The organism is Allohahella sp. A8 (genome assembly GCF_047946665.1).
In the GTDB taxonomy this organism is placed as follows: Bacteria; Pseudomonadota; Gammaproteobacteria; order Pseudomonadales; family Oleiphilaceae; genus Allohahella.
Genome location: NZ_CP172312.1, coordinates 1,652,366 through 1,677,956, shown reverse-complemented (window position 1 = coordinate 1,677,956; position 25,591 = coordinate 1,652,366). Strand labels below are relative to the sequence as shown.

The 25,591-nt window shown below is 54.8% G+C and carries 24 protein-coding genes; 17 read left to right on the top strand and 7 right to left on the bottom strand.

Annotated features, from left to right (window positions below; genetic code table 11):
- Nucleotides 1-248 precede the first annotated feature (248 nt).
- Nucleotides 249-1,046, top strand: a complete 798-nt coding sequence (locus ACH3PB_RS07610) for an alpha/beta fold hydrolase (RefSeq protein ID WP_416398855.1) — start codon at nt 249-251, stop codon at nt 1,044-1,046.
- A complete protein-coding gene (locus tag ACH3PB_RS07605) occupies nt 1,046-3,448 on the top strand; it encodes a response regulator (RefSeq protein ID WP_416398854.1) in 2,403 nt (800 codons plus the stop codon). Before ACH3PB_RS07610 ends, ACH3PB_RS07605 begins: the two co-directional genes overlap by 1 nt.
- 11 nt (nt 3,449-3,459) lie before the next feature.
- On the opposite strand, the gene ACH3PB_RS07600 is transcribed toward ACH3PB_RS07605, so the two are convergent.
- Nucleotides 3,460-5,262 carry a diguanylate cyclase gene (locus ACH3PB_RS07600; RefSeq protein ID WP_416398852.1) on the bottom strand — a complete coding sequence of 601 codons (1,803 nt, stop codon included), beginning with the start codon at nt 5,260-5,262 and terminating at the stop codon, nt 3,460-3,462.
- Nucleotides 5,263-5,442: 180 nt separating this feature from the next.
- On the opposite strand from ACH3PB_RS07600, the gene ACH3PB_RS07595 reads away from it, so the two are divergent.
- Nucleotides 5,443-7,416 (top strand): BCCT family transporter, encoded by a 1,974-nt coding sequence (locus ACH3PB_RS07595; protein ID WP_416398850.1) that lies wholly within the window; start codon nt 5,443-5,445, stop codon nt 7,414-7,416.
- A 352-nt stretch (nt 7,417-7,768) separates the two neighbouring features.
- Here the strand turns inward: ACH3PB_RS07595 and ACH3PB_RS07590 are convergent, their stop codons facing one another.
- Entirely contained in the window at nt 7,769-8,254 is a 486-nt protein-coding gene (locus tag ACH3PB_RS07590) for an Lrp/AsnC family transcriptional regulator (protein WP_416398848.1), read from the bottom strand.
- A gap of 360 nt (nt 8,255-8,614) precedes the next feature.
- On the opposite strand from ACH3PB_RS07590, the gene ACH3PB_RS07585 reads away from it, so the two are divergent.
- The 3 genes from ACH3PB_RS07585 to ACH3PB_RS07575 all read left to right on the top strand — a co-directional run bounded on the left by ACH3PB_RS07585 (nt 8,615) and on the right by ACH3PB_RS07575 (nt 11,759).
- Entirely contained in the window at nt 8,615-9,250 is a 636-nt protein-coding gene (locus ACH3PB_RS07585; protein ID WP_416398846.1) for a LysE family translocator, read from the top strand.
- 413 nt (nt 9,251-9,663) lie between these two features.
- Nucleotides 9,664-10,155: a hypothetical protein gene (locus tag ACH3PB_RS07580; protein ID WP_416398845.1), complete on the top strand. Its 492-nt coding sequence runs from the start codon at nt 9,664-9,666 to the stop codon at nt 10,153-10,155.
- 452 nt (nt 10,156-10,607) lie between these two features.
- Entirely contained in the window at nt 10,608-11,759 is a 1,152-nt protein-coding gene (locus ACH3PB_RS07575) for an acyl-CoA desaturase (RefSeq protein WP_416398843.1), read from the top strand.
- Nucleotides 11,760-11,811: 52 nt separating this feature from the next.
- Here ACH3PB_RS07575 and ACH3PB_RS07570 read toward each other — a convergent pair whose 3' ends face one another.
- From ACH3PB_RS07570 to ACH3PB_RS07555, 4 genes are all read right to left on the bottom strand, one after another.
- On the bottom strand, nt 11,812-13,845 hold the full coding sequence (locus ACH3PB_RS07570; protein WP_416398841.1) for a ubiquitin-like protein: 2,034 nt from the start codon (nt 13,843-13,845) through the stop codon (nt 11,812-11,814).
- Between the two features lie 144 nt (nt 13,846-13,989).
- Nucleotides 13,990-14,607 (bottom strand): hypothetical protein, encoded by a 618-nt coding sequence (locus ACH3PB_RS07565; RefSeq protein ID WP_416398839.1) that lies wholly within the window; start codon nt 14,605-14,607, stop codon nt 13,990-13,992.
- A 154-nt stretch (nt 14,608-14,761) separates the two neighbouring features.
- Nucleotides 14,762-15,727 carry a sulfite exporter TauE/SafE family protein gene (locus ACH3PB_RS07560; protein WP_416398838.1) on the bottom strand — a complete coding sequence of 322 codons (966 nt, stop codon included), beginning with the start codon at nt 15,725-15,727 and terminating at the stop codon, nt 14,762-14,764.
- A 193-nt stretch (nt 15,728-15,920) separates the two neighbouring features.
- The gene (locus ACH3PB_RS07555; protein ID WP_416398836.1) at nt 15,921-16,613 is read right to left on the bottom strand and encodes an FMN-dependent NADH-azoreductase; all 693 of its coding nucleotides are present in this window, start codon (nt 16,611-16,613) and stop codon (nt 15,921-15,923) included.
- A gap of 138 nt (nt 16,614-16,751) precedes the next feature.
- Here ACH3PB_RS07555 and ACH3PB_RS07550 point away from each other — a divergent pair, with 138 nt between their 5' ends.
- From ACH3PB_RS07550 to ACH3PB_RS07540, 3 genes are all read left to right on the top strand, one after another.
- Nucleotides 16,752-17,615 (top strand): LysR family transcriptional regulator, encoded by an 864-nt coding sequence (locus tag ACH3PB_RS07550; RefSeq protein WP_416398835.1) that lies wholly within the window; start codon nt 16,752-16,754, stop codon nt 17,613-17,615.
- A 102-nt stretch (nt 17,616-17,717) separates the two neighbouring features.
- On the top strand, nt 17,718-18,095 hold the full coding sequence (locus tag ACH3PB_RS07545) for a PilZ domain-containing protein (RefSeq protein WP_416398834.1): 378 nt from the start codon (nt 17,718-17,720) through the stop codon (nt 18,093-18,095).
- 9 nt (nt 18,096-18,104) lie between these two features.
- The gene (locus ACH3PB_RS07540; protein WP_416398833.1) at nt 18,105-19,259 is read left to right on the top strand and encodes a 1-acyl-sn-glycerol-3-phosphate acyltransferase; all 1,155 of its coding nucleotides are present in this window, start codon (nt 18,105-18,107) and stop codon (nt 19,257-19,259) included.
- On the opposite strand, the gene ACH3PB_RS07535 is transcribed toward ACH3PB_RS07540, so the two are convergent.
- Nucleotides 19,256-19,540: a metal-sensing transcriptional repressor gene (locus tag ACH3PB_RS07535; protein ID WP_416398832.1), complete on the bottom strand. Its 285-nt coding sequence runs from the start codon at nt 19,538-19,540 to the stop codon at nt 19,256-19,258. The two genes, ACH3PB_RS07540 and ACH3PB_RS07535, sit on opposite strands and share 4 nt — an antisense overlap.
- A 103-nt stretch (nt 19,541-19,643) precedes the next feature.
- On the opposite strand from ACH3PB_RS07535, the gene ACH3PB_RS07530 reads away from it, so the two are divergent.
- The 8 genes from ACH3PB_RS07530 (at nt 19,644) to ACH3PB_RS07495 (ending at nt 25,559) form a co-directional block, all read left to right on the top strand.
- The gene (locus tag ACH3PB_RS07530; protein ID WP_416398830.1) at nt 19,644-21,389 is read left to right on the top strand and encodes a SulP family inorganic anion transporter; all 1,746 of its coding nucleotides are present in this window, start codon (nt 19,644-19,646) and stop codon (nt 21,387-21,389) included.
- Nucleotides 21,390-21,462: 73 nt separating this feature from the next.
- The gene (locus ACH3PB_RS07525; RefSeq protein ID WP_416398829.1) at nt 21,463-21,888 is read left to right on the top strand and encodes a YeeE/YedE family protein; all 426 of its coding nucleotides are present in this window, start codon (nt 21,463-21,465) and stop codon (nt 21,886-21,888) included.
- A gap of 1 nt (nt 21,889) precedes the next feature.
- The gene (locus tag ACH3PB_RS07520; RefSeq protein WP_416398828.1) at nt 21,890-22,327 is read left to right on the top strand and encodes a DUF6691 family protein; all 438 of its coding nucleotides are present in this window, start codon (nt 21,890-21,892) and stop codon (nt 22,325-22,327) included.
- 32 nt (nt 22,328-22,359) lie between these two features.
- Nucleotides 22,360-23,109 (top strand): MBL fold metallo-hydrolase, encoded by a 750-nt coding sequence (locus ACH3PB_RS07515; RefSeq protein WP_416398827.1) that lies wholly within the window; start codon nt 22,360-22,362, stop codon nt 23,107-23,109.
- A 45-nt stretch (nt 23,110-23,154) separates the two neighbouring features.
- On the top strand, nt 23,155-23,580 hold the full coding sequence (locus ACH3PB_RS07510; RefSeq protein WP_416398826.1) for a beta-lactamase hydrolase domain-containing protein: 426 nt from the start codon (nt 23,155-23,157) through the stop codon (nt 23,578-23,580).
- 125 nt (nt 23,581-23,705) lie between these two features.
- Nucleotides 23,706-24,125: a hypothetical protein gene (locus ACH3PB_RS07505; RefSeq protein ID WP_416398825.1), complete on the top strand. Its 420-nt coding sequence runs from the start codon at nt 23,706-23,708 to the stop codon at nt 24,123-24,125.
- 53 nt (nt 24,126-24,178) lie between these two features.
- Nucleotides 24,179-24,628: a hypothetical protein gene (locus ACH3PB_RS07500; RefSeq protein WP_416398824.1), complete on the top strand. Its 450-nt coding sequence runs from the start codon at nt 24,179-24,181 to the stop codon at nt 24,626-24,628.
- Between the two features lie 70 nt (nt 24,629-24,698).
- On the top strand, nt 24,699-25,559 hold the full coding sequence (locus tag ACH3PB_RS07495) for an OBAP family protein (protein ID WP_416398822.1): 861 nt from the start codon (nt 24,699-24,701) through the stop codon (nt 25,557-25,559).
- The last annotated feature ends 32 nt before the right edge of the window (nt 25,560-25,591 follow it).

Below are 25,591 nucleotides of genomic sequence, written 5' to 3'. Positions count from 1 at the left end.
GGGTATTGGCGAGCGATTGTCAATGCTGGAAGGGCCGGCTGTACTGAAGTCACATCCTGGGAAATCGAGGATTTATATCTTTTGACAAGCACTCCGCAAACACTGTAGCGTCTTATGCGCTCATTTTTTGGTCACACTGTTCGATGACAGAACGCGACCTGAAGCTACGGTAAATGGTATTGTAGCCAACATGTGGGCTGAAGCGCTTTGAAGTCCTGGCAACCTCCATTGAATATAGGTCGTACTGTGTGAACGTTTTCAAGCGCAATAATGTCAAGATTCAAGGCTTTGGCAAGCAGATAATGATCTTCGCCCACGGTTTCGGCTGTGACCAGAATATGTGGAGATACGTCGCTCCGGAATTCCAGCGAAGCTACAATACGCTGTTGTTCGACAACGTCGGCGCCGGCGAATCTGATCTGTCAGCATTCGATCCTCAGAAGTATGGCTCGCTGCACGGCTATGCTCAGGATGTGATCGAAATCCTGCAGGCGGTCGGCGCTGAGAACGCAATCTTTGTGGGCCATTCCGTGAGCGCAATGGTGGGCGTACTGGCTGCCATTGAGGCCCCTGAGCTTTTCGATAAACTCATTCTGGTCGGGCCGTCACCGAGTTATCTGAATGACGGGAACTATGTTGGTGGCTTCGAGCGCGAAGATATCGAGGATATGCTCGAGTTCCTGGACGTCAACTACCTGGGATGGTCAAGCACCATGGCGCCCGTGATCATGGGCAATCCAGACCAGTCTTCGCTATCGCAAGAGCTCGAGAACAGCTTCTGTCGCACCGACCCTACGATAGCCAGCCACTTCGCGCGTACCACCTTTCTCTCAGATCATCGCACTGAGCTCGCCAGACTCAGACGGCCATCACTGATCCTGCAGTGTTCTGATGATGTGATTGCGCCCGATTCAGTTGGCGAGTTCATGCATTCGCAAATGCCGGACAGCACGCTGGTACAGATGAAGGCTACCGGGCATTGTCCAAATCTCAGCGCGCCAGAAGAGACGACCGCGGAGATCAAAAAATACCTGCAGGTCGCCTGATGGTCAGCGAAGAGTGTGCATCCCTTCGCCCTGAAGAAGACACTGACGAGCTCTACGACAATGCGCCCTGTGGCTATTTGTCGACGATGCCGGACGGCACCATCATCAAGGCCAATAAAACCTTTCTTCAGTGGACCGGCTATACCAGCGCGGCGCTGCTGGACGGGAAGCGTTTTCAGGATCTGCTCCCGGTCGGTGGCAGAATTTTTTACGACACCCACTTCGGGCCCTTGCTCCTCATGCAGGGCAAGGTCGATGAGCTGGCGTTCGAAGTAATCCGTCACGACAAACAGCGTTTGCCGATTCTGCTGAATTCGATTCTGAAGCGTGACAGCGACGGAAAGCCCCTCGTTATCAGGACCGCGATATTACTCACAAAGGGACGCCGCGCTTATGAAGACGAGCTGAGACTCGCCAAGCGCAAGGCTGAGAGTGCCGAGGCAGCACTCAAACGCCTGACGGAGGAACTGGAGGACCGCGTCACCGAACGCACCCAGGAGCGCGACCGCATCTGGAGAATGTCGCAGGATATGCTGGTGGTCGCGTCCCTGGACGGCAGCATTCTAGGCGCCAATCCTGCAGTTTTACAGACACTCGGCTATACGGAGCAGGAAGCCGAGGCCCTGTCCTTTACAGATCTGGCCCATCCGGACCACGAATCGAATGCGCGAGCGGTGATTACCGAGCTGGCTGCTGGCGAACCGGTAGAGCGTGCGGAGATATTGAGTCGCCATAAAGATGGTTCATTTCGTTGGCTGTCCTGGACCATGGCGCCGGAGGGTGATCGTTGGTACGCCACCGCGCGCGATATCACAGAGGACAAACTGCAAGCGGAGGCGCTACGAAAGACCGAGATCGCGCTGCGCCAGGCCCAGAAGATGGAAGCCATCGGGCAGCTGACCGGCGGTGTCGCGCATGATTTCAATAATATTCTGCAGGTTATTTCCAGTAACCTGGAGCTCCTGGAGCTTGAGCGCAGTGCAGAAGATGGCAGCGATCAGCATGTTCTCGCAGCAATTTCTGCAGTAAGGCGTGGCGCAGACCTGGCGTCACAGCTTCTGGCTTTCGCGCGCCGGCAACCTTTACAGCCAGTGCCAACAAATCTCGGTCGCATCCTGCGGGACCTGGATGGCCTGTTGCGTCGTGCGGTTGGAGAGTCGGTCGCAGTCGAAACGATCATCAGCGGTGGCTTATGGACTGCAATGGTCGACCGCAGTCGACTGGAAAGTACGATCCTGAACCTGGCAATCAACGCTCGAGACGCCATGGATGGAGATGGAAAGCTCACCATCGAGCTTGGTAATGCCGAGTTGGATGACGAGTACGCTGAGCACCATAGTGAAGTAATCGCTGGACAGTACGTCATGTTGGCGATCACGGACAACGGGTCTGGCATGCCCCCGGAGGTGCTGGAGCGTGTGTTCGATCCCTTCTTCACCACGAAAGCCGAAGGCAAGGGCACAGGGCTTGGTTTGAGCATGGTCTACGGCTTCATCAAACAGAGCGAGGGCCACGTCAAGATCTACAGTGAGCCAGGCGTCGGCACGACCTTCAAGATCTACCTGCCGCGCACACATCGTGCCGAGTTGGTCCTGGCCGATCCTCGACGCAAACCAATGGTCGGCGGTTCGGAAACTGTGCTGGTTGTGGAAGATGATCCCGCCGTTCAGGCAAGCGTCGTCGAAACGCTCATGCAGCTTGGTTATTCGGTTTTGAAGGCAGACGAGGGGCAGAGTGCCTTAACCGTGCTTCAAAGCGGGGTAGATATCGATCTGCTGTTTACGGATGTCGTGATGCCCGGTCCGATCAAAAGCCCCGAACTGGCGAAGCGGGCTAAAAGCCTGATTCCGAATATTGGTGTCCTCTTCACCTCAGGGTATACGCAGAATGCCATAGTTCATGGCGGCTTGCTTGATCCTGGTGTCGAGTTGATCAGCAAACCCTACAGCCGCGAGGATCTGGCCAGGAAGATTCGCCACGTGCTGACAAAGCAGGCGGGTTTACCACCTTCATCCCGTTCAAAAGACGATGAGCCGTCCGAAAAAGCTGCAAAGCGTCCCAGGTCACTCAGTATCCTGGTCGTGGAAGACAACCTTGAAACGCGTCAGACCCTTTGCGACCTGCTCGCGATGATAGGCCATGCGCCCGAGGCCGTTCACTGTGGTGAGGATGCTGTCAACGTGCTTGCGCGCAAACCGTTTGACGTCCTCTTCACCGATGTGAACTTGCCTGGAATCTCCGGTACCGAGCTGGCGAAGAAGGTGAGTTGCCTGTATCCGACCATGACGATCATATTTGCATCAGGCCATGGTTCAGTCGAGTCCACAGAATTCAAATCACTTTCCCTGCCGAAGCCCTACGATCTTGCTCAGATACGAGAAGTGCTATCGCAGGTGGAGTGATGCGAACTGGATCATGCGCTGTTCTCAAAGGTGAGATAGCAATCGCGCCCGGCATCTTTCGCCTGGTAGAGTGCCTGATCAGCCCGTTTGATCAGTGTTTCCTGCGTTTCATTCACCTGGGGTACCATAGTCGCAATACCCTGGCTGACGGTAATGAAAAGCGCCTCTTGTCCTATCGGGAACGCGTTGTTCGATAGTCGCTCCTTGATACGCCCTGCAACAGTAACCGCGCCTTCGGCATCAGTGCCGGGCAACACAATCGCGAATTCCTCGCCACCATAACGAACGACGACGTCGGTCGGCCGAAGTACAGCCGCACGCAAGTGCCCAACCAGGAATATCAGGCAGTCATCGCCAACCTGATGACCATAGGTGTCGTTGAACAATTTGAAGCGATCGATGTCGAGCATGATCAGCGATATCGTGGTTTGCTCACGAGTGGCACGCTTCCATTCCAGACCGAGCTGTGCATCAAAGTAGCGACGGTTGAGCGATCCGGTAAGCGGGTCCAGGTTGGACAGTTGCTGCAGCTTTTCGTTTGCCTGCTCAAGTTCCAGCGTCCGTTCCTTCACCCGCATTTCCAGCCGCGAAGTGGCTTCGAGTTGCGCCTCTTCAGTCTCATCGCGCGATACCTTGATGCGGAAGGCCAGGGCGAAAGATAGCAAAACGAGCTGCGTCAGAGATCCAATCTGCTGACCGTTCTCCGTGAGCGGGTTCAAAGGCAATATACCGAATTTGTTCAGAATCATCAGGGCGGTGCCGATCAACAGCGCAGCAAAGGCAATGCTGTAGTGGACTGCCGGCTTGTAGCCTCGGTAGCAGATATAGAGCCCGGTGCCGAGCGCGACCACAACTGAGACAAAGCCAAGTGCGGCGGAAAGCTGGATGATGTAGCGATAAGGTACGAAGGGCGCCAGCAGCGTCAGCAGGCCTCCCAGTGCGGCTATAAGGGACAGGCTCCAGAAGAGCCTGCGCGAGTAAAATCGCACCTTCAGAAAGCTGATGGTGAACGAGACAACGAAGAGAGACGCCATGGCCACAAACACAGCGGTAAGTTTCTCCTGAAGCCAGGGCGATTCGGGCAAGAGGAACTGGTAGGTGAATCCGTGCAGACTGAGCTGGAAGCCGCCGACTGCAAGCACCAGCATGACATATAGTAGATATGCCAGGTCACGGGTAGAAAACAGAATGAAGAGATTGTAGATCAGCATGACGGCTATGACGCCAAAGTACATGCCCTGGAGGGCGAGCTGTGTTTGCTCGGTCTGAAACAAGGTGCCAGGCGTGGTAATTGCGAGTGGCATCTGGACCGCGCTCGACGAGCGAATTTTCATATAGACGCTGACGGCTTCTCCGGCCTCCAGTGTCAGTGGAAACAGGAAGTTTCTGTACGCTATAGGCCGCTCTGCGAATGGCCGTCGGTCACCAGTCTCATAGTGCTCGGTGAGCTGACCGTCCTGCAGAAAATAGACATCGACATAGTCGAGAAGCGGATATCCCAGCTCGATAATCCACGCCTGCTCGACTGCCTGTTGCTGAAGATTTGCGCGAAACCAGTAGGTGGCGTCTGAGAAACCGAAACTGGCGTTGGTCGCGACTATCGGCTGCCAGGCCTCATCCGACAAGGCTTGAGCTGAGCCAATATCCAGCTCGCCATTGGTATCGACAAGAAATTCGAATTGGCCGCTAACATTGTAGGGTAGTGCGTCCGGCGGTAGTGATACTACTTGGGGAGCGCTGCTGGCAGCCGCGACATGCAGGCAGACAAAACTGCTAAACAACATCAAGGCGCGGCGGATTGCTTTAATGCACATTCTGAACCTGTGGGAGACGGCGAATGGAATCAGATCAGGAATGATCAAATCTTCGGGTACTTTAATAGTGTAGTTAAAGATTGTCGTTAGCGCGTCGGCCAGGGCCTTTTCCTGGCAACCGACCATTGAACCCCGTAGGATGCGTCTAAACGCCCTAACAAGTCAGCGCCCGGAGACGATATGCAGGAGAATTCGAGTTCTACACTTAACCCACCGGTCTTCTTCTGTTCCGCTTTTCTCATTATCGCCCTGGTGCTGTACAGCGCTCTGCTGCCGGCAAACGCGCAGGCCGTATTCAGCGCGATTCAAAGCTGGATCATCACCAACGCAAGCTGGGTTTATATATTGGCAGTCGCGCTGATTCTACTCACAGTAGTCTCACTTGCAGTCAGTCGCTTTGGCGATATCAAGCTGGGGCCCGACCACAGCGAACCTGACTACAGTCGCGCAACCTGGTTTGCCATGCTCTTTTCTGCGGGTATGGGTATTGGTCTGATGTTCTTTGGCGTAGCCGAACCCGTGATGCATTTCCTCGATCCGCCAACGGGTGAGGGTGGGACGGCAGCGGCGGCGCGCGAAGCGATGAAGATCACCTTCTTCCATTGGGGACTTCATGCCTGGGCCATTTACGCCATCGTCGCCCTGGTGCTGGCGTACTTCAGTTATCGACACGGGCTGCCACTGACACTGCGATCGGCACTTTTCCCGTTGATTGGCGACCGAATCTACGGACCAATCGGCCATGCCGTCGATATCTTTGCGATTATCAGTACCGTTCTCGGTGTCGCCACATCCCTGGGCTTAGGCGTCAGCCAGATCAATACCGGTCTGAATCATCTGTACGGCCTGCCAATTTCGATTCCGGTACAGATCGGGCTGATTGCCATTACCACCGCACTGGCGACGGTGTCCGTGGTGACGGGACTCGACAAGGGGGTGCGCAGGTTATCCGAGATCAACCTGACACTCGCGGTCATCCTGCTGACCGTCGTGCTGCTCACTGGACCTACTGTCTTCATTCTGACCACATTCGTGCAGAACACAGGTGGCTATATATCGAACCTGGTAAGCACCACTTTCAACCTCTATGCCTATGAGCCGAACGACTGGATAGGCGGCTGGACGCTCTTCTACTGGGGCTGGTGGTTGGCCTGGTCACCTTTCGTTGGCCTGTTCATCGCTCGCATTTCACGTGGTCGCACGATACGGGAGTTCGTTACCGGTGTCTTATTGGTACCGACGGCTTTCACATTGCTGTGGATGACGGTTTTTGGCGACACAGCCATCCATATGATTCTATGGGGGGAGATCGAGGGACTGGCTCAGGCAATAGAGATGAATTCGGCTCTAGCGTTGTTCGCCTTCCTCGAACATTTTCCGTTCGCCTCGGTTTTGTCGATGGTGGCGATTCTGATGGTGGTGGTTTTCTTCATTACGTCCGCTGACTCGGGCGCGCTTGTCGTGGACATGCTGGCCTCCGGCGGCCGCGAGCCTACGCCTGTGTGGCAGCGTATGTTCTGGGCGATCTCCATGGGAGTGGTCGCGATAGCGCTCCTGCTGGCAGATGGATTGACGGCGCTGCAAACCGCAACCATCGCCAGTGCCCTGCCGTTTACGATCGCCTTGATGTTCTCTGTGGTCGGTCTGTTCAAGGCACTGCGACTGGATGCGACCAGGCGGGACCTACAACACCGTGCGCCGCAAACCTCGCCAGTAGCACCTGCATCTTCTGGCAGCTGGCGACGGCGACTACGAAATCTGGTGCGATTTCCTGACGAGCAACAGGTGGATCAGTTTCTTGGCGAAGTCGTGCTACCAGCCTGTGAAGCGGTTAGTGAAGAGCTTGGTGCCGAGGGCTACGTCATTCGTGTACAGCGTGGTGAGGATCAACGTGTTCGGCTGGAGATCGACCATCAGGGCGAAGCTGAATTCGTCTACGAGGTCAGACCCAGGCCCTACCTCAAGCCGAACTTCACGGCTACAGGAGGCGAGTCACCGGCCATTGACGGCGAGCAGAGTTATTACCGGGCCGAGGTATATCTCAAGGAAGGCGGTCAGAACTATGACTTGATGGGGTGGACCCGTGACGAGATCATCGGCGACATTCTCGATCAGTACGAAAAGTACCTGCACTTTCTGCACGTTGTTCGATGATTTTCGTTCAGAACTGAACGAGCGATATTCAGACGATCTATGGCGTATAGCCGCTCCACATGCTATCGATGATTATTACCGGCATGTGGTAACAATCCATCCCCTCCATGACTTCCACGATGTTTCGTAGAAATGATGACGAGCTAGTGACGTCGGGGGGAGGGGCGGCGGCGGGTACTATCAGTTATTAGAGCATGTGTAGTTGTCCACGAGAATAATCGACTTTCACAAGGATGGCCGAGAGCCTTACCTGGCATAAGTTCAGGAGCTTTCGAAAATATCATGTCGGATCGATCTCGCTTCAATCCGTGCAAAGATAATACGCTTAAGAACAGTCGATAATATATTCACTTTATCGACTGGGGCGCACCGGCACACGATTCGTCCACTTCACCTCTTTGATGCCGACGCTCGTCTGTATTGAGCCGACGGATTGAATGCGTCGAATTTCTGTAATCCGTTCGTAAAACTCGTCAAGATTCTTTGCAATGATCTGCAATATGTAATCCCCAGACCCGGCGGTGCAGTAGCACATAAGTACCCAGTCAAAATTATGAATTATCTGCTCAAAATGATCGGTGTTGCCTGGAGTGTGGTCGTTCAGGGACACCTGACTGAATCCGACCACTGAATATCCCGCTTTTTTCTTATCTATGTTGGCACGGTATCCGGCAATTAGACCAGAATCTTCCAGCTTCTTTAAGCGACGCCAACAGGGGGTCTGGCTGAGATTAATCCGCTCAGACAGCTGACCTAGCGTGATGCGACAGTCCTCCTGCATATGCTCAAGTATCCTGCAATCAGTCGCATCGAGACTATCCTGAATTAAATTCGTCACTTTTGCCTGCCAATAGAAAATTTTTCCAGATCCTACCAATTGTATGGTTCAGAAAGCAATAATATTCTACGGCACATTCCGTAATATCTAAGTAAGCAATAGAAAGGCAGCACATGAGCTCTTGGCAGCATATATTATCGTCATGAATAGATTGATTTAGTTGGCTAATGGCTGATAGCAATATAGTAAGAAGGGTTTTGTGAGTAAGCATCATAGGGCTTTATGAGCGGAACCTGTGTTAACAAACTTACTAGATTCAAGGGTTGTAAAATAATTGGCGAAGAGTGACGCCTGGTTTGGAAAATTATAATGTATCGATAGTATCTGTCTGCACATTTAGATGAGAGCGATAAACGTATCATGGATTCAGAATTTTTGGCGATCTTGGTCGTCACGATAGTTACAGTAATTACACCGGGCCCAGACTTCCTCGTCGTCGTGAGAAATACCCTGGTCATAGACCGTAAGGCAGGTATTTATACTGGGCTAGGAGTCTCAACCGCTATTTGGGTGCACATCGCTTACTCGATACTACTTGTGAGTTATGTGTCATCGACATCTGTATGGTCTATCGATATCGTGAAGTTATGCGGCGGATTTTATCTGCTCTGGATGGGTAGTAGGGCGCTCTCGTCTAAATCGAATGATGCCACCTTCGACGAAGCTCAGAATAATGTAAAGGCATTGCTGGGAAGTTCATGGCGCCAGGGTTTTATGAACAACATATTGAATCCGAAAGCCACGATTTTCTTCGTAAGCGTGTTTAGCCACACTGCAGACTCTGATGTTCAAATGGCTGTTCAATTGTCTTATGGTCTAGTTATCACCGGAGTCTGTATCATTTGGTTCTGTACTCTTCCGGTAATATTATCACTTGACTACGTACTACCCGTGTTCAGGCGGCATATCGGAGAATTTCAACGGCTGGCTGGCCTAATCTTCATTAGTTTCGCTATTTTGGTTTTTTACGAGATATTTGTTGGATTTGCCCTGTAGACGGTAGAGCGCGCTAGCCGTCAGCCAGATCTGTCTGCTGATCATCCCATCCAACCCCCTTGTCGTAAGCGAAACTCCGCCAGGCGATTGAGCCGATTGCGCCACTAATCTGACAAAATTAGAATCTGGCAAATCGAGCCACTAGGTCGCCTGGGGAGCACCTTGCGTGCTAGTGGGGAGCCGTGACTTTCCATAGTGTAAATTGAAAGCGAATTCGGCCATTTTAAGGTGGGTTGCTAAGCAAGGAAGGGTTAGCAGGCTGCCGTCATAATAGTTGGATACTTTTTTTGGCCGCGCACTGCGTCCTTTTTTTAAGGCTTGTAAAATTGTGTATCCACCGGACTTGCATCGCCTTTGCCTGCGCTTATAAGGGGTAGAGTGCGCACAGTCCCAACTGCCGCCGAGAGCCAATCATGAATACCAGTCAGTCGACGCCAAACCTCAAGCCCTATATGCTCCATGAGGTTCCGCGAGCCATCTACCTGCCCGTAGCCGGGCAGGGCAAGTCCAAAACTGATCGGGTGGAGAGGGCTTCTTTCATAAAGCTCTTGAGACGCAAGGTTGATGGCGAGAAGGCTGCTCAAACAGTCTCAGAGCAAGGCGTGAACATACGACTGAGTGTGGCCGCGTGGTTGCGTATCGCGTCGCAGCAGGAGCAGCGGTCGGCCTTGATTCTTGTAGTGCGGCAAGAGGAGGGCAACACTGGAATAGCCATAGATAAGCAGCTCTGCCGGCCCAACCAGTCGACTATGTTCAGCGGTGAAGTCGAGCTCAATACCAGGCGCCCACCACTCAGCGTGCATCTGGCCCTACTCGGTGTGCGCTCAGGTCAAGCGGTGTACGTCGACGAACTCTTTGTACAGCCAGTTCAGATGCAGGCGAATTCTACCGCTCAACGTGCCTGATCCAGGTCCCGCTCAACAACGATTCCGGATAGCTGTGCCAGGATAGCCCTGTCAGCCGACGTAGGTGTGCAAGCGCCTCTCCTGGTCGCTTCTCCCACATGCGCACTACTTTGCTGCTTTTCGAATGCTTGTTGTCGCTCATCATGCTCTCCTTGCGAAGGTAATGGCCTACCAGGTCACAATCTTCGCATCATTTCCAATCTTGTAGTAATACGATTCAAGTATTGGGCCAAAACTCAAGTTACTGATTCGTAGGCTGTTAATTTATAACTATCCGGCTTTGGGCGAGTCAGGTGCCGCAATGCGACACATTGTGTCGACGTGCGGCTGGCGAGCGTCAATTCAGGGGAAAGACTATGCTTGAAGTAACAGGAACGTCATCGGCATGAGGAGCCAGAGGCAGATTTCATGATATATTGTTCCCGATAAGCATCCCAAGGACTCCATTGCCTATGACCCAGCAAGACCGACCGCCTATTAATTGGCCGGCCACCCTTATGTTCATTCTGACCACTCTGCCTGTGCTGTTTGTTCTGCCCTGGTATCTGTGGGAGTTCGACGTCAGCGCCGCAGCCTGGGTCGCCGCAGGCCTTCTGTGGATGGCTACCGGCATGGCGATCACCGCTGGTTACCATCGGCTTTGGGCGCACAAGGCCTATAAGGCCCATCCCATAGCCAAGTGGGCGCTCGCAATCTTCGGCGGTATGGCGCTGCAGAACAGTATCCTGATCTGGGCCACAGGCCACCGGAGCCACCATCGTCACGTGGACCACAAGGATAAGGATCCGTATTCGGCAGAGCGGGGCTTCTGGTTCTCGCACATGGGCTGGATGATCCGTAAATATCCCTCGTCCGACCTCGACTACCACGGCATGCCGGATCTCGTCAGCGACCCGGTAGTCATGACGCAGCACCGTCACTATCTTTGGTTCGCACTTGTGCCGAACTTTGTCATTCCAATGGGGCTGGGGCTGGCCTTCGGCGACTTCTGGGGTTTCGTGCTGATTGCCGGTTTCCTGCGTATCGTCGTCTCTCACCACGCCACCTTCTTCATCAACTCACTCGCGCACATGTGGGGCCGCCAGCCTTATACCACTGAAAATTCGGCGCGCGACAATGACCTGCTGGCACTCTTTACCTGGGGTGAGGGGTATCACAACTATCATCACATCTTCCAGTATGACTACCGTAACGGCATTCGCTGGTGGCAGTTCGATCCAACGAAGTGGAGCATCTGGGGTATGTCCAAACTGGGCTTGACCAGCGACCTCAAGCGGGTGCCCGAGATCAAGATCGAGCAGGCGCGTGTGAACCGTGAACTCGAGCGCATGAACGAGGCGCTGCAGGCCAGGGAAAGCCACAGCCTCATCGCCGACTGGCGTCATCAGATCGATGCCGAGTGGGTGCAGTTCAAAGGCACGCTTGCGCAGTGGGCCGACCTGCAGAAGTCACGCATCGAAGCTGCCCGCGAACAGGTCCAGGAGACCTGGGAGCACAGCGACATCAAGAGCCGCATAGACGCGATCGATATCGAAAAGGCGCTGCGTGAGCAGCGGATGCGAGTGCGGGCGCTATATCGGGAGTTTCAGCTGGCTACGGCTTGATTTACAGCCTGCGGGACGCGGCTCAGCTGATTTGCCTGAGCCGCGTTTCTTCCTAGCGCAGCCGCTTTCTTACCAGGCCAAGTGCAGACAGGCTCAGTATCCATAGCAGCCCCTCACCTGATCCGCCTCCTCCTTTACGCAGAACACCGACGCCACCGGGGTCTTTGACAGTCCCGTTGGCTGCCTGATCAGCATCGTTTGGACCGCCATCCTCTATCGTCAGCTGAAGACACCAATCACCGCTAGCCATGCCAGGCTGATAATCCTCTGAGCCCGGTGGGGGACAGTAACCCTCGGCACCCGGGGCTGAGGCTATTTGATTGCTGGCGTCTTCAACGAAGGTGCGCCACTGACCTTCGAGGTGCTTGCGATAGGCTGGCCTTTCGGGAATCGGCGCGCGCTGTGGCAGGACGATATCCACACTGTCGCCGACGGCAGGCAGATCGCTGATGACAAAGTCGAAATAGCCACCCACGTTGCTGACATTATCGGCGCCTATCGATCTGGTGGATGCCACTTCGTCAGCAATCAGTTGTGCGCCATCCGCGCCATGCCGCAAGGCGTTCGCTCCCAGTGAAACCTTTGTGCCAGGCTCTGTCTCAATCAGAAAGCGCTCGTCATCACTACTGTTTTCGGCAAGGACGTTGGGCACAGCGATGGTATCCAGATAATCCGGTAGGCCATCGTTATCACTGTCGCCGTAGCCTTCATCCGCATCTGTCACGCCGTCGCCGTCGCTATCTGTAGCCGAACTCAAGGCAGTGGATGCGTCGATGATCCTGAAGGATTGCCGAAGTACGCTGCTGAGGGCGGGCAGACCGTTATCGGAAACCGTCACCTCAATGTTATAGAGCCCCGGAGCAAGCGTGGAGGGGTCGAGTGCCTGTATAGCGCCATCTCCCTCGGTGGTGACACTGTTTGCTGGAAAGCGCCACTGGTAGCGGTGCTGATCGCCTGGGTTGGCGTCAGAAACCGTAGCGACGAGTGCCAGGTCTCCACCACCAGCCTGGACGAGCCGGACGGTCCTGTCCGCCTGCAGGAACTTGAGCGTCACCCTGGGGGCCACGTTGCCCTCAACGATGTTTATGCTGTGTTCGCGCTTCGTGCCGAAGTTGCCATCGCCGCTCAGCTGCACAAGCAGGTTCTCGTCACCCTCGGGCTGACCGTCCGCTGCAACCGTTACCGGCAATGCTTTTTCAAGCTCGCCACTTTGGAAAGTAACAGAGCCAGCCCGGAGATCGCTGTCCGTATCGCTCGCGGTGCCGCCGAGTGTGTAGGCAACTGAGAACGGATAGGCAGGCGCCGGGCCGTTCAGCAGGAAACGGACGGTTGAGGTAGAGCCCTCCACAAGTGTCTGGTCCTTGCCCAATGAAATAAGGGGAAGCACGTCCAGATCTTGTTGCACACTGGACGTATTACCGGCCGCATCGTTCGCAGTCCAGACGAGGGTATGTCTACCAGGGCGCACATGGCTATGTAGTCCGGTCGCGAGCCGGGTCGCAACGGCGCCATCCAGCGCGTCGACTGCCGTCGGCGCTTCGAAGAGCGGTATGGGGGTCAGTAAAGCAGAGGCGCGGATGACAAGCGCCTCGGGCTGAGCGATGACAGGCGCCTGATCATCGCTCAAGGGGTCGCTGTCGGCTTGCGCTTCACCAAGATTGTTGAGCCCGTCGCCGTCGAGATCAGTCAAGGCATCCGACGCGTCTCGTGGGTTCAGACCGAAGCGGATCTCGAACGTGTTCAACATGCCATCGCCGTCGATATCGTCATCGCTATCGTCCGGGATGCCATCCGCGTCCAGATCGGCCACTACGATGACGAATAGCTGAACGACAGACGCTTTCTGGATGTTGTAGTCGCTCAGGGTGCGACCGACCACCAGATTCTTGCCCTCGAATATCAAATTCTGACTGGCGGGTGGGACACCCTCTCGCTCCTGAATTTTGGCTTTGAGATTTTCGATCGAGTCACTGGATTCGACTTCGAGCGCGAAGGTCTGGCCGGCCTCGGTCGTGACAAAAATCTGCATCGCGTGCGCCGCCTGGGCGCCAGCGAGAAGAAAAACAAACAGTAAGGCAGTGCGCATTGAAGCTCCATAGTCTGATCAACGAAGTGCGTCCGCTGATCGCGCTGTGACTGCACCACTGGAGATTTAACCATAGCTCAGCTTGAATATTGCGCCACGAACCTGGCACAGAACTTGATGAGCAGGGGACGCTGCGATTGGGCTTTAGACAGCAACCTTCTTGATGATCTGGTTCCAGCGAAACAGCGACACGACCAGAATAGTGAGACAGACGACAATCAGGATTGAAGTAGATAATGCTGTGCTTTCCAGCCCGAATACTTTATCGGCGATTTGAGCCGCCAGGAAAGCAGCCAGGCAATAGACAGCTATGAATGAGATGTGGGGCAGCACAGCGCTAGACAGTCCACCGACCACCTTGTACTCCGAACGCGCCAACAGGTGCCAAGCCACAGCTGCACAATGCCAGAACGAAACTGCTACGAGTATGCTAAGCCAGTCCGGATAGAGCTGGAAGGCGTTCGCCAGAAGTAGGTACAAGGTGAAGGCCATCACCAGGTCGAGATAAAACCTGAGGAAACTCAGGGAGGTCATTCCGAAAGGGAACTTCTTGACCAGGGCGTGGTAGACAGCAATATCGTATACGACGAAAGAGAATATCGAAATTCCAACGACTATCGTCAATACGAATTCACTGAGGCCTTGAGCCCAGGCTTCACTAACGACCGGTTCATAGCTTTGAATGCCGAGAGCCACGATGGCGCCAAATACCACGTCAATGAACCACACCCATCGCTGAGATTGTTCTGCGTTGATAGTCATACAGGCTCCCTCGTAATCTCCAGTATTCCAGGAAATCAAAAGTGGTCGTCAGGCCACATCGGCCAGCTGCCACCGAGGGCTAAGCCCTCGAGTCCCATATTGAGCGCTCCGTTGTCGTAACGCCAGCCTTAGCTCGGGCTCTGAAGCCTACGTGCTACCCCAAGAGCGCTTTGTATAGATTGAATACTGATATTCCGCTAATCAACAATCCGACCAGGACCAATAGCGTTCTGGTCGAGAACTTCTTGCAGGCGAAAGCTGCGAAGGGTGCTGCGAATAGACCCCCAACGATCAAACCAGCTACGACATGCCAGATGGTCTCATCGACCAGAATGAAGAGGGATGCGGCGCTGACCAGTGTCAGAAAGAACTCGGCGAAATTGACCGACCCGATGGTGGTGCGGGGGTCGTGGCCCGTACCGACCAGCGTTGTGGTAACTACCGGCCCCCAGCCGCCTCCGCCAGAGGTATCGACAAAACCGCCGACTAAGGCCAGTTTGGCAACGTGCTGTGGCTCGCCTTTCCGCGTTGCGATGTGCTTGCGGAAGGCTTTGCTCAAGACGTAGATACCCATCAACAACAGGTACGCCGTAATGAAGGGCTTCAGGGTATCACCGTCGATCTGCGTGACGAGCACTGCGCCGAGCAGACCACCAACAATGCCGGGGATCAATAAGCGGACAAACAGCTTCTTATCGACGTTGCCAAATTTGGCATGGGAGACGCCTGATACGCCTGTGGTGAAGACTTCGGCCATATGCACTGATGCAGTGGCCAGCGCTGGCGATGCGCCGGTGGCGAGCAGGAAGCTGGTGGAAGTCAGCCCGTAAGCCATGCCGAGCGCGCCATCAACGGCCTGTGCGAGTAAGCCGACCAACACCGCATTCCAGAACATCGAGTCCTTGAAGGTGTTCCCGATGGTGGCAATACCTGCATCCCAGCTGTCACCAAACACCTGTGCGATCCCGAGAGCGACAAGCCCCGTCAGTGTCAGTATCGCGAACCATACGGCAGTGCGAATAACAGGATGGAGGGGAATCTGTTCTATAGGGGGAATACCGAGCGCCTGGTGTTCCTGGTTTAAGGCAGTGTCGGATAGATCGAGATTACGAATCTTCATGTAAGCGGGCGTCCGGGCCGTGTGTCGAGTGAGCGTATGCTATTGAGATCGCGGAATTTTGAGAAATACTGATGGGCTATCAGCTTATAACATAAGCGCTCAGTAGGAGCGCAATGATATAACCGGCAGGAATGGCAGGTGAGCCGATCACGGCGACGCCATCCAGTTCCCCCAGCGAATGCCCTTGTTCTCATCACGCGCAGTGCATGCCCTGCTGTAAGCTCAGGCTGGCGAGTTCCAAGGCAAGCTTTTCTGCCCCACTTGTAGCGTTAGCGACAGATACGCGATGTCTCTCGTCACCGAACTCCTGATATTCAGCGGCAATTTCATACATGGAAGCTACGCCTAAATATTTACTGAGCGTACGGAGGTGAGGCGCCAGATGACTCGCGTGCGCTCTTATCCCGCCCTTCCCGAAACCGAACTCCCCACAAGAGCTAATCGCAATGAGTGTCTTGCCCGATAGCAGGGGCTGTAATGGGAAGTCACCTCGGCAGAGGTCAAAATCAAAGGTCTTGTTTATCCGGACGACCTGGTCGAACCACGCCTTCAGCTGAGCCGGCATTCCGTAGTTGTACATGGGCGAAGAAATTACGATGATCTCTGCAGCAGACACTTCGGCGATCAGCTCGTCTGATAGAGCCAGTATCTCCTTCTGGGCGGCTCCTCTTTGGTCAGCGGGTGTGAATGCGGCAGCAATCCAGCTTTGAGTTATGAATGCTGGTGGATGAGTACCGACGTCACGATAGATATACTCATCTGTGGGTTTAGTGCGGAACCATGTTTCGACGAATCGACGCGCAATGTTCTTCGACAGTGAATTGTGGGCGGGATTAGGGTTAGTGGTTGCTCTGACGCTGGAGTCAATGTGTAATACCGTGCTCAAGGCGAAACCTCTGGCTAGTGGATGACAGGAGCATCTTGGGCTTCCGAATACGACGATACAAATGAGAAGATTGCACCTTGAGATGAGTTCAATTCATCTATACTTCATCTCGGTCTTGGAAACGGGTAGAGGATTGGGATGCAGGTATCGTTGCAGGCGCTCAAGGCATTCGAGACAGCTGCGCGTCGAGGAAGCTTCAAATGTGCTGCAGAAGAACTTTCGCTCACGCCCGCGGCAATTTCACATCACATCAGCAATCTGGAAAGTCGATTGAAGGTCGATCTGTTCCATCGAAAGCCGCGACAGATAACGCTGACGGAGTCGGGAAAGCAACTCTCGAAAGCAACGTCTGAGGCATTCAGGTTAATCGATTCCGCTCTGGAAGAGGTGGCAAAGGCGGGCAGTGTGGTGAGAGTGACCACGACATCGTCGTTAGCGGCTATGGTGCTGATTCCAGCATTGCAGGAACTAGCGCAAGATTGTCCCGACATTTCCGTTGAAGTCTCAACAGGGGAGGCGGTAGACGGCCAATCTCATGTCATCCCGATCCGCTTCGGTTCCGCAGCCGAAGTTTCCCCTGTAGATATCATCCGCCACGAGTCCTTCGATATGTTCGGCCGTCGCGGGTCGAAGACGCCGGACTGGTTAACTGGCGCCGTCACGGTCTTCACTACGCAGTGGAAAAACGCAGCCTTACCTGATCCACCCCTGGCAGCATGGCTGACAGCCAATGGACTGAGTTCGACGAATGTCAGGCTTAGAAAATTTGATCAGGAAATTTTCGGTATTCAGCAGGCTTTGGAAGATGATGGGCTCGTCTTTTGTTCGACTACACTGGTGACGCGGCTCCTGAACAATAATCATCTACAGCGATTTGGCACTCGATCGGTCGAATCCGAACTGTGTTACTACGTGCCGGACAAGAAAAAGCTCGACACCAGAAATGCCGTACTTTTTCTCAACTGGATCCAGGATCTCTTGAATCCGAAAAGTGGATCTTAGGCAATGTGGCAGTTCACCTATTTCAGCAACTGCGGTGTGGTGGCTACATGCTAGACTCAATAGATGACGAACACCCATGCAGACCAATGCCTACGAGGAGCTATGAATCCAAACCAGAATACCGAGCAGAGAAAACTCCCAAGGCTCCTGTGCTCCGGAGGCTTCAGTGCCAGCAAGGTCGTTTTCGGCGATCAGACATTCGAACTTGAGTCGATCAACTACACTCACGACGGCATGGCCCTGTTCAAGTCAGACCCGCTGCCTGAGGGCGGTACATTTACCATCAGTTTCAGCTACCCGGTCGAAGACAGCCTCGTAGAAATCAGCGATCTGCCTTGCACGCTCGTTCACGTGCGTGATACAGACGATGGCTTCTACTACGGTGCGTGTTTCGACCTCGAGGCCGCCACTTCGCAGCAGATCGCAGATCTGATTCGTATCGAGGAAGAGATTGCTGTTGAACAGCATCGCGATAGATAAACTACCCGCATGAACCAGTTCGATGATATCCGGCCCTACTTCGATAGTGAAGTGCGTGGCGTCCTGAATAGGCTACTGAACGACCCGGCATTCCTGCGGCTGATAAGCCGCTTCAAAACGCCGTGGTTAGCGAAGCGAGCGCCCTCACTGACCCAATGGGCCACTCGGCTTTTACTCAGCGCGCGATGGCGGCACGTTCACAACGTGGCGGACTTGCAGCAAATGGTGGCGCGCTATATGGCGCAGACCGTTGCCAACACTACCACCTCATTGACCGTAAACGGCCTCGAGAAGCTGTCCGCCTCTCAGGCCTATCTTTTTATCTCGAATCATCGGGACATCGTACTGGACCCCGCTCTGGTGAATTTCGCACTGGATCAGGCTGGGTTTCCAACAGTACGCATAGCAGTCGGCGACAATCTCTTCAAAGACCGCCTGGTGGGCGAGATCATGCGGCTCAACAAGAGTTTTATTGTCAAGCGCACATTTACCAGCCCGCGAGAGTTGCGCGATACCTTTCTGACCCTGTCGAACTACATCAATGGCTCGATCCGCGAAGGCCATTCCATCTGGATAGCGCAGCAGGAAGGGCGCGCGAAGGACGGCGTCGATCGCACCGATCCCGCTATTATCAAGATGTTCAACATGAGTCAGAAACAGACCGGTGCCACCTTGAGTGACGTGATAAGCAACCTCAACATTGTGCCGGTGAGTCTCTCTTATGAGTACGATCCCTGTGATATAGCGAAGGCCCGTGAACTGGAGATGCGTGCGCGCACCGACACCTACGAAAAGACCGACAACGAGGATCTCCACAGTATCGTCAGCGGCATCACCGGCTTCAAGGGCCGTGTGCAAGTGAGCTTCGGTGAGCCACTCACGGGGACCTACGAATCGGCCAAGGCCGTGGCTGAAGCAATCGATGTCCAGATTCTGCGCAGCTACCAGCTGTTTCCAACCAATTATCTCGCCTATCAGAAGCTGCGCGAGGCCGATCCCGAGCGGGTCTTGCCTGCCATCGTTCCTGAATACAGCGACGAGCAGATGAGTGCCGCGAAAATGCAATTCGAGCAGCGGCTGGCCCAGTGTTCACCTGCTTTGAGACCTTATCTGCTGGCGATGTACGCCAACCCGGTCATCAGCGGCTTGCAATTCGACCTCTAGCCATATTTGCTCAGAAGTTGGGAAAGGTCTGTCAGCTTCGACCTGGTGTCATCGTTCAGTGCGCCATCAGCGTCAATTTCATGCTCGATGGCACAGGCAATCATCTCACAGAAGGCCTTGTTCAAGGCATTGCGAGAGGCTGCCAGCTGCTGGGCGATGGTCTCACAACGTTCGCCATCTTCGACCATTCTGCGGACCGCTCGAATCTGCCCCTCCACGCGTGCCAGCCGCGCAAGCAGCTTTTTCTGATGCTCCTGTTTGGAGCTATTATCAACAGCCATTCGTACCCACCCCCGATGATTCACTAAGAAAGCGATTCCACAATTATACCCCAGGGGGTATATTGGCAGCTGTATTTTTAGCGGAAAATTTGGGCATGAACGTATGAGCGCTCGCCACTTGTTGACTGTTGTTCCTGCGATCGGGTGGTTGAAAGCCTATCGCCGTGATCAGCTACCGAGCGATCTCACCGCAGGTTTCATTACTGCTGTTCTGCTCATTCCGCAAGGCATGGCCTACGCGCTGCTGGCCGGTTTGCCGCCTGAAGTTGGCCTCTACGCGAGTATTCTGCCACCGCTTGTGTACGCATTGTTTGGGACCAGTCGGACCCTGTCGGTAGGGCCTGTCTCAGTGGCCGCGCTGTTGGTGGCCAATGCGCTCGCGGCCTCAGGCGCTGTGCAGGGGGAGCCGTCCTATCTGCAGGATGCGCTTTTGTTGGCAGCAATGAGCGGTCTGATTCTCATATTGATGGCTCTGCTTCGGCTTGATGTGCTGGTGAACTTCCTTGGTCATTCAGTCTTGTCTGGTTTCACCAGTGGGGCAGCTGTATTGATCATTCTAAGTCAGGTCAGGAACCTGACTGGCATACCCGCGCAGCAAGGCGGATCGGGCGTCGATATGTTCTGGGCTGCGATACAGCGTATCGACGAGATTCACCTCGTGACCCTCAGTCTTGCCGCCGGAAGTATCATACTTTTACTCGCGTCCCGATCCCCCTTTATCCGTCTGTTAGAGGGCATCGGTGTGAGCACGGGTAGTGCCACTCTGATTAGCCGCGGTGGACCGCTGGTCATCATTGCCTTGCTCACCGTGCTGGTAGCCACGGTCGGTCTGGGGGATGCTGGCGTGGCCATTGTCGGTGCCATACCGTCAGGATTTCCATCACCCACCTGGGACTTCCTGCAAGCCGAGCGCGCAATGGCGCTGCTCCCCTCGGCAATAACCATCAGTCTTATCGGTTACGTCGAGAGCGTATCGGTTGCGAAGGTGCTGGCTTACCGTAGGCGTGAGAAGATTGATAACAGACAGGAGCTCATCGCTCTTGGGGCAGCCAATCTGGTGGCTGGCTTCTCTGGCAGCATGCCAGTGGCTGGTGGTTTCAGCCGCTCCATGGTCAATTTTTCTGCAGGTGCGGTTACGCAGCTCGCCACCATCATCACCGCGATACTGGTCGTGGTCACCACTGCGTTCTTCACACAGTGGTTCTTCTTCCTGCCCAAGGCGGCACTGGCGGCAATCATCGTAGTGGCGGTGGCGCCGCTATTGGACTGGCGTAGCGCGGTGAAAGCCTTTCGTTACGACCGTGCCGACGGCGCAGCAATGCTGGCCACGTTTCTGGGCGTCATCCTGTTCGATATCGAGACAGGATTGATCGCCGGCGTAGCCGTTGCCGTAGGAAGCTTTCTGTGGCGCAGCAGTCGTCCACATACAGCGATAGTTGGTCGGCTTCCGGGTACGGAACATTTTCGCAACATCGATCGCCATGAGGTTCAGACCTGGCCCCAGCTCCTGCTGATTCGGATTGATCGTAGCCTGTATTTTGCCAACGTCGCGCATGTGGAGCAGGTTGTGGCCGCAAGGGTTGCGCAACAGCGTGACATCAGCCATCTGGTGATTATTTGCAGTGGCGTCAATGAGATCGACCACAGTGCGCTTGAAGCGCTTGAACAGCTGGCTGAAAGCCTGCGCGACGCCGGTATCACCTTACACCTGTCTGACGTCAAGGGCCCGATCATGGATCGCTTGGCGCGGACGGATTTTCTGAACTGCATCGCACCTGGTCAGATTTTCATTTCAGCCGAAGCAGCGGTTGAGGCGCTTGTCCACGACGGCGGCTCCGACCAGGTTTAGTTTCGATATACCCCCGGGCGTATTGCGGGATCAGTGCTCAGACTTGAACTTTATTCAATAGCGAGGTGTACCCATGACAGAATTTACTCCGATATCAGGTTTGCTTGGTGGGCTGCTCATAGGCCTCTCAAGCGTACTCATGCTCTGGGGTGCGGGGCGTATTGCCGGCATTAGCGGTATCTTCAGTGGGATGCTGACGCCGACTCAGGGTGACGCGTTGTGGCGAATGCTGTTCATAGGCGGCATGCTTCTTGGCGGGCTACTCTGGCCATTGCTGTCGAGCGAGCCGCTGCCTGTCGATCTGCAGGTGAGCTGGCCGCTCATGATCCTGGCCGGGTTCCTAGTGGGCTTTGGTGCTCGCCTCGGCGGCGGATGCACAAGTGGTCATGGCGTGTGCGGCATTGGACGGCTGGCTCCGCGCTCGATGGTTGCCACCGCCACCTTCATTACGACAGCCGCTGCAACTACCTTCGTCATTCGACATGTTCTGGGAGCCTGATATGGAACGCTCAAACACTGTTGCCCAACTTGCCTTGTCCTTGATTGCTGGTGTTATTTTCGCCATCGGCCTGGCCCTGTCCCAGATGGTCAATCCTGCCAAGGTTCTCAATTTTCTGGATATAACCGGCGCCTGGGATCCGACGCTGGCTCTGGTCATGGGTGGGGCGCTGCTGGTCACGATTCCGGCATTCCATTTCGTGTTGAAGCGGCCCCACCCACTGTTCGCCCACAAGTTCCACTTGCCGACCAAAAGCGATATCGATGCCCGACTGGTCATCGGCGCTGCAATTTTCGGAATTGGCTGGGGGATGGCGGGACTCTGTCCCGGACCCGCACTTACAGCGATCACTTCGGGGCTTCTGCCAGTCCTCGGCTTCGTGCTTGCCATGACAGTGGGTGTTTTTGCTCACAAATTCCTGTTCGAACAAGGTAAGTAGATTAACGCTAATCACATCAGGAGAACTATTGGATGATCTTTCGCCAACTCTACGAACCAGTTTCCAGTACCTACACCTATCTACTCGGCTGTGAAGAGACTGGACAGGCCATTCTCGTCGATCCCGTCATCAACGCCATCGAACGGGACCTTGCCGAGCTCTCACGCCTCGGCCTGAAGCTTGCCTACACGCTCGACACGCACATCCATGCGGACCATATAACGTCTGCCAGGGAATTGCGTCAAAAGACGGGTAGCAGAATAGCAGTGCCGGCAATGGAACGACTGCCCTGTGCCGACGTCGGGATCGAAGAGGGCAAGCCGTTCGAGCTCGGCAGTCTCAGACTGGATCCGATCCATACGCCTGGACACACGGATGGCCATTTCGCCTATCGGCTGAATGATCGCATCTTCACTGGTGATGCCTTATTGATCGACGGCTGCGGTCGGACAGACTTCCAGAACGGCGATGCCGACACCCTGTATCGTAGCGTTACCGAGAAGTTGTTCACCCTGCCAGAGGACTGTCTGGTCTATCCGGCTCATGATTATAAAGATAGGCGCATAAGCACCATCGCCCAGGAGAAGGCACGCAATCCTCGGCTCGGACAGGCGAAGAGCCTGGAAGAGTTCCGCGAGATCATGGGCAATCTGAACCTTGCTTACCCGAAATTCATCGATTACGCCGTTCCGGGCAACCGTGAATGCGGTGTCTGCCCACCTGATCTTCCCGAGCATATGGAAGCGTACTGCCGTCAGATGGCGCACAGCCCACAGGGCTAGCGCCCCTTTAAAATACGTTATTGAAAGCCAGGAGGTCACGACGACATGAGCAAATTTCCCGAATTGTTTCCAGGTGTACGCATTGGGCCTCAGCCAGACGACGGCGACCTTGATGAGCTCAAGAGGGCCGGCATTAAAACTGTTGTAGACTTTCGCCAGCCGAAGGAGACGGAGCGTTCTAATGAGCAGCTGGTACAAAAGCATGGGCTTGATTATATAGGCATTCCAGTCGACCGGGAGGATCCTTCTCCCAAGGCCGTTGAAGCGTTTCAGGAGGCGATGCAAGGTGCTTCAGAGCCATTGCTGCTGCATTGTGGCAGCGGTATCAGGGCGATCACCGTCTATCTGCTTAGCAAGGCCAAGGCGAAGGACTGGACGCCGGAACGGGTCGAGCAGGAGATTACCAGCCGAGGGTTCGAGCTCTCCAGCCACCCGCCGCTCCGGCGTCTGATAAAGGACTATCTGGCCTAGCCTCTGGCGAATAAAAAATGAGCTGATCTATCTGTTATGGGTGGGCGTACCCGCGGTCATGAGAGACCCCCTGTCAGTGGGGGCACCTTTCAATAGCATGATCCATCGACCACAAGGAGAGTCTCATGCCTGTAGCGACCACCCAACGGGTAGAAAACAATACAGCTGACTCGCTCGAACGGCGTTTTGACGAGCAGCTTGAATCCAACATCAACAAATACGCTGGAGCCGGCATCGAAGAGATCGACCAGCGTCTGCGCGAACTTGATAGTGAATGGAATATCGAGCGCATCATCGAGATTGAAGCACCAACCATGATTGGCCTGGGGGCAGTGCTTGGGGCCACCGTCAATCGGAGCTGGTTTGCCCTCTCAGCCATGGCTGCAAGTATGGTCATTCTGCACAATATGCAGGGCTGGTATCCGATGCTGCCGTTATTCCGCCGGCTGGGCATCAGAACTCAGAATGAGATCGAGCAGGAGCGGAGCGCACTGCGAGCACTGCGGGGGGATTACAGGGCTTATCAATCCCAAACCCGGCACTGACCGCACGCGAATACCAAGCGCGCCATCAGATCTTTGTTGAAAGGAGAATGTATATGATCCCCGAAACCGCCTTACGTGTAAGCAATCACACACACCCACAACTGAATGATCGCATTGAGCAGAAATGGAAGGGTCGACTAACTGACCTGCGCAGTAACGACCGTAGCGCGCTTATCGATCGACGCTTGCAAGAGCTTGATCAGGAATGGGATGTCGAACGCACCTTGCAGACGAATTTTGCAGTGCTGTCCCTGGTAGGTGTCGCCTTGGCAAGCAAGGTGGATAAGCGTTGGCTAGCGCTTGCGCTAGGGGTTCCGGCCTTCATGATTCAGCACGCCGTGCAAGGCTGGTGTCCGCCACTTGCGGTGCTGCGTCGGCTTGGGTTCCGTACCGCCAGGGAAATCAACGAAGAGCGTTTCGCATTGAAATCGCTGCGTGGTGACTTCGACGACCTGCATCGCTCTCAGGATGGGGCAGCAGCCTATGACGCGGTCAGGCAGTAGATACCCGGCCAACTGACATCTCTGCCAGCGGTGAATCTTGATTTGATACTACAGATAAGGAGCGTTTGTAATGCAATTTTCCGGACTCGGCTCTGCCAGTGAACTGTTCAGCAAGGTGTCTTCGAGTGCAGCCAGGGGCTGTACTCGCTGTGTAAGAAAATCAGTGGTGCTCGGTTCTCTCGTTACGGCCCTTGCCGGGTGCACGGGATTTGCCGAGACGAAACCGGCGGTGGAGCCGGAAGGGCGCGAGGAGTCCACAAAAACCAATGTACTGGAGGCCGGTGCGGCGGCTCTGCAGCCAGACGATCCACTCGAGCCGATGAACGTCTATCTGGTCGGCTTCCATCCAATGAAAGATGACCCATCGCATCAGATGGAAGCGCACCATTTCTGCACACAGGTTAACGAAGATTTTGCGCAATGCGTCCTTTTCGACGGCAACACGCGCGACGCCAATCTCAATGGTATTGAATACATCATTTCCGAGCATCTGTTCGAACAACTGCCTGAGCCGGAGAAGCAGTATTGGCACCCGCACAATGGTGAGATCCTATCGGGCCAGTTGGTGGCGCCGAATCTGCCAGTGCAGGCTGACCATGAGCTGATGAAGAGCAAGATGAACAGCTACGGCAAGACCTGGCATACCTGGGAAACCGCGCGTGGTGCGTCTGACAAGTCTCTGCCGCTGGGCGAACCCATGCTGGCCTGGTCCTTCAACCGCCAGGGCGAAGCCAAGGCTGATTTGGTGGAAAGCCGCGATAAGCGAATGAACATCGATACCGAGGCTCGGCGAAAGGCCCGGGAGGATCTGATACCACTGGCCCGGCCCCAGAGTGGTGTGGACGCCCTCGAAGGTCAGTTCCAGGGTCCTACACAGCCGATTCCCGGCGTCGTTAGCAAGGATGACAGCAAGAATACAAGCAGCCAATGACGGTGCGAGATCTTGCGAGATCTAGCAGAGAG

What these genes read in the sequence shown, in the direction of transcription:
- ACH3PB_RS07585 (WP_416398846.1), top strand. Translation starts at nt 8,615, where the DNA reads ATGGATTCAGAATTTTTGGCGATCTTGGTCGTCACGATAGTTACAGTA.
- ACH3PB_RS07565 (WP_416398839.1), bottom strand. Translation starts at nt 14,607, where the DNA reads ATGACTATCAACGCAGAACAATCTCAGCGATGGGTGTGGTTCATTGAC.
- ACH3PB_RS07595 (WP_416398850.1), top strand. Translation starts at nt 5,443, where the DNA reads ATGCAGGAGAATTCGAGTTCTACACTTAACCCACCGGTCTTCTTCTGT.
- ACH3PB_RS07535 (WP_416398832.1), bottom strand. Translation starts at nt 19,540, where the DNA reads ATGGCTGTTGATAATAGCTCCAAACAGGAGCATCAGAAAAAGCTGCTT.
- ACH3PB_RS07540 (WP_416398833.1), top strand. Translation starts at nt 18,105, where the DNA reads ATGAACCAGTTCGATGATATCCGGCCCTACTTCGATAGTGAAGTGCGT.
- ACH3PB_RS07570 (WP_416398841.1), bottom strand. Translation starts at nt 13,845, where the DNA reads ATGCGCACTGCCTTACTGTTTGTTTTTCTTCTCGCTGGCGCCCAGGCG.
- ACH3PB_RS07605 (WP_416398854.1), top strand. Translation starts at nt 1,046, where the DNA reads ATGGTCAGCGAAGAGTGTGCATCCCTTCGCCCTGAAGAAGACACTGAC.
- ACH3PB_RS07575 (WP_416398843.1), top strand. Translation starts at nt 10,608, where the DNA reads ATGACCCAGCAAGACCGACCGCCTATTAATTGGCCGGCCACCCTTATG.
- ACH3PB_RS07600 (WP_416398852.1), bottom strand. Translation starts at nt 5,262, where the DNA reads ATGTGCATTAAAGCAATCCGCCGCGCCTTGATGTTGTTTAGCAGTTTT.
- ACH3PB_RS07550 (WP_416398835.1), top strand. Translation starts at nt 16,752, where the DNA reads ATGCAGGTATCGTTGCAGGCGCTCAAGGCATTCGAGACAGCTGCGCGT.
- ACH3PB_RS07530 (WP_416398830.1), top strand. Translation starts at nt 19,644, where the DNA reads ATGAGCGCTCGCCACTTGTTGACTGTTGTTCCTGCGATCGGGTGGTTG.
- ACH3PB_RS07525 (WP_416398829.1), top strand. Translation starts at nt 21,463, where the DNA reads ATGACAGAATTTACTCCGATATCAGGTTTGCTTGGTGGGCTGCTCATA.
- ACH3PB_RS07520 (WP_416398828.1), top strand. Translation starts at nt 21,890, where the DNA reads ATGGAACGCTCAAACACTGTTGCCCAACTTGCCTTGTCCTTGATTGCT.
- ACH3PB_RS07510 (WP_416398826.1), top strand. Translation starts at nt 23,155, where the DNA reads ATGAGCAAATTTCCCGAATTGTTTCCAGGTGTACGCATTGGGCCTCAG.
- ACH3PB_RS07515 (WP_416398827.1), top strand. Translation starts at nt 22,360, where the DNA reads ATGATCTTTCGCCAACTCTACGAACCAGTTTCCAGTACCTACACCTAT.
- ACH3PB_RS07505 (WP_416398825.1), top strand. Translation starts at nt 23,706, where the DNA reads ATGCCTGTAGCGACCACCCAACGGGTAGAAAACAATACAGCTGACTCG.
- ACH3PB_RS07560 (WP_416398838.1), bottom strand. Translation starts at nt 15,727, where the DNA reads ATGAAGATTCGTAATCTCGATCTATCCGACACTGCCTTAAACCAGGAA.
- ACH3PB_RS07500 (WP_416398824.1), top strand. Translation starts at nt 24,179, where the DNA reads ATGATCCCCGAAACCGCCTTACGTGTAAGCAATCACACACACCCACAA.
- ACH3PB_RS07580 (WP_416398845.1), top strand. Translation starts at nt 9,664, where the DNA reads ATGAATACCAGTCAGTCGACGCCAAACCTCAAGCCCTATATGCTCCAT.
- ACH3PB_RS07545 (WP_416398834.1), top strand. Translation starts at nt 17,718, where the DNA reads ATGAATCCAAACCAGAATACCGAGCAGAGAAAACTCCCAAGGCTCCTG.
- ACH3PB_RS07495 (WP_416398822.1), top strand. Translation starts at nt 24,699, where the DNA reads ATGCAATTTTCCGGACTCGGCTCTGCCAGTGAACTGTTCAGCAAGGTG.